The sequence below is a fragment of the Mesorhizobium sp. M7A.F.Ca.CA.003.01.2.1 genome, assembly GCF_003998945.1.
Classification (GTDB): Bacteria; Pseudomonadota; Alphaproteobacteria; order Rhizobiales; family Rhizobiaceae; genus Mesorhizobium; species Mesorhizobium ciceri.
Genome location: NZ_RZRA01000393.1, coordinates 1 through 4,880, shown reverse-complemented (window position 1 = coordinate 4,880; position 4,880 = coordinate 1). Strand labels below are relative to the sequence as shown.

The 4,880-nt window shown below is 62.8% G+C and carries 6 protein-coding genes and 1 pseudogene; 6 read left to right on the top strand and 1 reads right to left on the bottom strand.

From position 1 onward, the window contains the following. The 6 genes and pseudogenes from EN969_RS16965 to EN969_RS16940 all read left to right on the top strand — a co-directional run. Window positions 1-225 (top strand): annotated as a pseudogene (locus EN969_RS16965) (hypothetical protein); the annotation flags it as partial. Window positions 226-287: 62 nt separating this feature from the next. Beyond that, on the top strand, window positions 288-1,142 hold the full coding sequence (locus tag EN969_RS16960; protein ID WP_013532491.1) for a 23S rRNA (adenine(2030)-N(6))-methyltransferase RlmJ: 855 nt from the start codon (window positions 288-290) through the stop codon (window positions 1,140-1,142). 194 nt (window positions 1,143-1,336) lie between these two features. Further along, the gene (locus tag EN969_RS16955) at window positions 1,337-1,789 is read left to right on the top strand and encodes a hypothetical protein (protein ID WP_013532490.1); all 453 of its coding nucleotides are present in this window, start codon (window positions 1,337-1,339) and stop codon (window positions 1,787-1,789) included. Window positions 1,790-1,923: 134 nt separating this feature from the next. Beyond that, the gene (locus tag EN969_RS16950) at window positions 1,924-2,505 is read left to right on the top strand and encodes a TetR/AcrR family transcriptional regulator (RefSeq protein ID WP_013532489.1); all 582 of its coding nucleotides are present in this window, start codon (window positions 1,924-1,926) and stop codon (window positions 2,503-2,505) included. After that, window positions 2,502-3,338, top strand: coding sequence for a DMT family transporter (locus EN969_RS16945; protein WP_013532488.1), 837 nt, complete (start codon window positions 2,502-2,504; stop codon window positions 3,336-3,338). The genes EN969_RS16950 and EN969_RS16945 overlap by 4 nt, the downstream gene beginning before the upstream one ends. A gap of 101 nt (window positions 3,339-3,439) precedes the next feature. Continuing rightward, on the top strand, window positions 3,440-4,054 hold the full coding sequence (locus tag EN969_RS16940) for a LysE family translocator (RefSeq protein WP_013532487.1): 615 nt from the start codon (window positions 3,440-3,442) through the stop codon (window positions 4,052-4,054). Window positions 4,055-4,075: 21 nt separating this feature from the next. Here EN969_RS16940 and EN969_RS16935 read toward each other — a convergent pair whose 3' ends face one another. After that, window positions 4,076-4,387, bottom strand: coding sequence for a transcriptional regulator (locus tag EN969_RS16935; protein ID WP_013532486.1), 312 nt, complete (start codon window positions 4,385-4,387; stop codon window positions 4,076-4,078). Window positions 4,388-4,880: the final 493 nt, after the last annotated feature.

The following is a 4,880-nucleotide window of genomic DNA, read 5'->3' as shown; positions in this document are numbered from 1 at the left end:
TACGTCTTCACCGTCGGACCGGGTGATGCCGACGACATACCGATGCGGGCTGTCGATCTCATCCTGCGCTCCGGCGCAGGCGAGATCGACAGCCGTGCACGGCCGGTCGGCTTCGCGCTGATGGCGATCGGCCTGATCGGATTTTTGCTGACCTTGCGCACTCGAGGCGGTCGGCCGGAAAATCCGAACTCTCAGCCGCCACCGCCGCGCTGGGGCAGGGGCTGATGCATGTCGCCCAAAAGTGTGCAGCGGTTTTGGGACAACGACATGCATAACGGCACAAAACGATGAACTACCGCCACGCCTACCATGCCGGGAATTTCGCCGACGTCGTCAAGCATGTCGTGCTGACGCGCTTGCTCGAGTATCTGAAGCAGAAGGACAAGGCGTTTCGGGTCGTCGACACCCATGCCGGCATTGGCCGCTACGATCTGTCGTCGGCCGAAGCGCAGAAGACGGGTGAGTGGCAAGGCGGCATCGGCAGGCTGATCGATGCCCCGTTTGCCGCGCCGGTGGCAGCACTGCTCGCGCCTTATCTGGAGACAATACGGTCGCTCAACCCTGAGGGTGGCATCCAGAAATACCCGGGCTCGCCGTTGATTGCGCGCCATCTCATGCGCAAGCAGGACAGGCTGACCGCGATCGAGCTGCACCCCAAGGATGCCGCGAGGCTGAGGACGTTCTTTGCCGGCGATTTCCAGGCCCGGATCATCGAACTCGATGGCTGGCTGGCGCTCGGCGCCCATCTGCCGCCGAAGGAGAAGCGCGGCCTTGTTCTCATCGATCCGCCATTCGAGGAAGCGGGTGAGTTCGATCGCCTCGTCGACGGGCTCATAAGGGCGCACAAGCGCTGGCCAGGCGGCATCTACGCGCTCTGGTATCCGATCAAGGACCGCAAGGCGATCATCGCTTTCCGCAAGGCGCTGAAGCAATCGGGCATCCCGAAGCTGCTCGACATCGAATTCGAGATCAGGCCGGCCTCTTCGGAACCCAGCCTCGACGGCAGCGGTCTGCTGGTGGTCAATCCGCCGTTCACGCTGGAGGGCGAGTTGCGGACGCTGCTGCCGGCCCTGCACAGGCTGCTTGCGGTGGGGCGGCCGGCGCACTGGTCGTTGGAATGGCTGGCCGGCGAGCAGGCTTGAGGCGGGCTCATTGACGACCCGGGACCCGCGCTCTTTTGGATCCGGGCATGAACGTGCCAGAGCCATTCCGGTGCCGTGTAAATTCGGCTTTGGTCAAAAAGCAGTTTCAAACTGGGAAACCATTGTCAACGCAACCGCTTGACCGCCGCCGAGCGAATCCGCACAGTGCGCACAATCGACCTTGAGAGGCTGCCATGACTCGCTTCGCCAAATCCGCTCTTGCCGCCCTGATTTCGCTCTGCACCCCGCTTGCCGCGCCTCTCGGTATCACCCAGACCGTGCAGGCCGCCGATCTTACGGTCTATTCCGATGAAGACAGCGGGGTCTGCGGTCAGCCTTGGGTACTGAACAAGATCACCAGCCGCTTTTCCTATCAGGTGCATCACGTGCCGCATCTGCCGGATGTGCAGATCACCGATTTCCGGCGCATTCACCAGCATCGCTATCTGGCGGCCGACGATACCTGGCCGATCGGTCGCCGTTATTGCGGGGCCACCGTCAGCCTGTCCGACGGCCGCGATCGCACCATCTGGTACCTGATCGAGGAAGGCCAGGGCTTTGCCTCGATCGGCGACAATGTCGAATTCTGCGTCTCGGGCTTCGACCGCTGGATGGTCTACAACGGCCGCTGCCGCATTCTGCGCTAAACCCGGTTTCCCCTTCCAATCTCTTTCGCGCCTGTGGCTTGATCGGCTGCAGGCGTTTTTCGTGCCGCGTTGACAGCTGGCGCGATCCGTCGCATATGTATGAGACAGACCTGTCTCACCACTCGGTATGCGCCATGACACCATCGCCCGTTTCCGATAAGCGCCAGCACGTCGTTGAAACGGCCTACGTGCTGTTCAAGCGCGCCGGCTTCCATGCGACGGGTATCGACCGGATCATCGCCGAAGCCGATGTGGCCAAGATGACGATGTATCGCCACTTCCCCAGCAAGGACGAATTGATCGTCGAGGTGCTCGACTATCGCGCTATGCGTTTCGACCGCCAGCTCGACCGGCTCGCCCAGGAGGGCATTCCGCCGGAACAGAAAATCGGAAGGATTTTTGACTGGCATGCACTCTGGTTCCGCAGCGCCGATTTCCATGGCTGTCTGTTCGCACATGCATTGGCCGAGTTCGGCGATCCCGGGCATCCGGTTTTCAAGGCCGTTGTCAGGCAGAAGAACGGCCTCAAGCGGCGCATGCGGTCTATCCTCGAAGAGATGATGCCGCGCGGCCGCGCCGAAAGCGTGGCGGCGACACTGCTTATGCTGATCGAAGGTGCGACCTTGCTGGCGCAGATGGGGCCGGCCGACGCCGCCATTCGCGACGCCCGCAAGGCGGCCATGGGCATCGTCGCTGCTTCGCGTAAGTCCCAATGAGCCCGCTGGTCATCGGGCTCGCATTGTTTGCGGCGATCCTGCACGCAACCTGGAACGCGTTCCTGCGCACGGGGGCCGACAGGTTGTGGACCGTCACCGTCATGAGCTTTTCCAGTACGGCGCTCGCCATCCCCTTAGCCTTCTTCCACGCCCTTCCGGCCGCGCCGGCCTGGTCCTACATTGTGCTCTCGGCCTGCCTGCAGGTTGGCTACAGTTTGTTTCTGGTGGCCGCCTACAGATATGGCGAGCTGGGACAGGTCTATCCGATCGTTCGCGGCAGCGTGCCGCTGCTCGTCACGCTCGGCGAGTTCTTCCTGGCCAACCAGCAGCTCACTCTGCCGCAGACCATCGGTGTCGCGCTGGTCGCGGGCGGCATCATGGGCCTTTCTCTCGGAAGGGGCAGGGCCGCCACGACATCGATACTCTATGCGCTGGCAACGGGAGCGATCATCGCCGCCTATGCGACGGTCGATGCGCTCGGCGTTCGGGCGGCGGGAAACGCCGGTGCCTATACCGCATGGGTGCTGGTGATCTACGGCGCGTTGCTGCCGGCGGCCTTCGTCGCCTGCCGTGGCCGGCTCACAGTCGACCTGGGTGCGCCGGAAACCTGGAAGGCGCTGGGCGGCGGCCTGTTTGCACTTCTGGCCTACGGTGTCGTGGTCGCGGCCTTCGCGCTCGGACCGGCCGGTCCGATCACCGCGATCCGCGAAACCAGCGTCGTCTTCGCGGCCTTCATCGGACGTCTGTTCCTCGGCGAGGTGCTGACGCCGCGGCGGGTCGGCGCCTGCGCCATCGTCGCGCTCGGCGCCATCTGCCTCGGCTATCAGCCGTGACGGAAATGCGCATCGCGCAGTTTCTCGATTTTCCTGATGGCGCCGACAGGTAAACCGGCTAGTCTGGACTCCCGAGAGCGGCATTACCCTCGGGAGTTTTCATGGATCTCGCGACCTCGCTTGCCTTTGCGGCCGCCTTCTTCGTGTTCGCTGCCAGCCCGGGTCCGGACAACATGACGATCGTCGCGCGCACAATCTCCAATGGCGCCGCGTCGGGCATCGCCTACGGTGCCGGCACCGTGGTCGGCATCCTCATCTTCCTGATCCTCGCCGCCTTCGGCCTGTCGATCGTCGCCGCCAAGATGGCGATCGTCATGACGGTGCTTCGCTATGGTGGAGCGGCCTATCTGGTCTGGACGGGCATCAGGCTGTGGATGGCGGCGCCCGTCATTCCCGAACTGCAGCCCATCTCAGGACGGCGAGGGCTGTTGATGATTTTTGCCACCGGCATCGCGCTCAATCTTGGCAATCCGAAAATGCCGTTGTTCTACATTGCGCTGTTGCCTAGCGTCGTCGGCGCATCGCTCGACGCAGGTCATCTCGGTGTGCTGATGATGGTGATCGTGGCCGTCGAGGTCGTGGTGATCGGCGGTCATGTCGTCCTCGCCGGTCGCGCCCGCAGCCTGTTGCGCACACCAAGGATCGTACGCCGGGTGAACCGCGCGGCGGGCGGTGTGATGATCGGCGCCGGCGTTGCCGTTGTTGCCGCGCGCTGAGCGGATTGCCCAGTCATCACGCTATTTCCTGCGCGCCGCCGCCTCGGCCTGATCGAGGATCTTGCGCAGGAATGCGGCATGGCCGCGGAACGCGCGCCGTCCGCTCGTCGTCGCCCTGACGCGCGTCTGCGGCCGGCGGCCGACGAACAGCTTTTCGATGTCGACATAACCAGCCCTGGCCAGCGTATCGAGATGCGCACCGAGATTGCCGTCGGTGACGTCCACGATGGCTTTCAGCCCGGTGAAATCCAGCGTTTGCCGCCTTTCCAGCATGCTCAGCGCCGCCATGATCCTGAGCCGAGTGCTCTGGTGGATGATTTCGTCGGCACTCATCGATTGGCTCCGGCGCAGCCAAGCCGGAGGCCGCCGACAACCATGCTGCCGCCGTGGCGGACCGTCTTGGCAATCTCGAACGGCGACAGCGCCGCTTGCTCCTGTGCGATCGACATTGAAATGCTCCAGCATGCTGTACAGAATACTCTGCCATGTAGAGTTATCTGTCAATTCACGAGCAGGCCGATCTGCGTTCGTGCTTGACAAGACGATGCACCGATCGGCTGTCGCATTGCAGTATAGATCGTCCGCCTGCACGAGATGATCGCACCGATGAGGCAGCGGTCATGATATCGGCGACCGACGATCGACACGCAAAGCTGCTCGCTGATCTTCGGAGCTTCACGAGAGGAGCGCTTCCGCGGAGTGTGGAGAATGTCGGCGACACATTCTAGCCAATGGTCGAAGATCAGAAGTGAATTTCTGCGACGATCAGCACGATCATGTGCCGATCGTAACCGAAATTTAAGCTGCGAAAATCAGTCTATTGCTT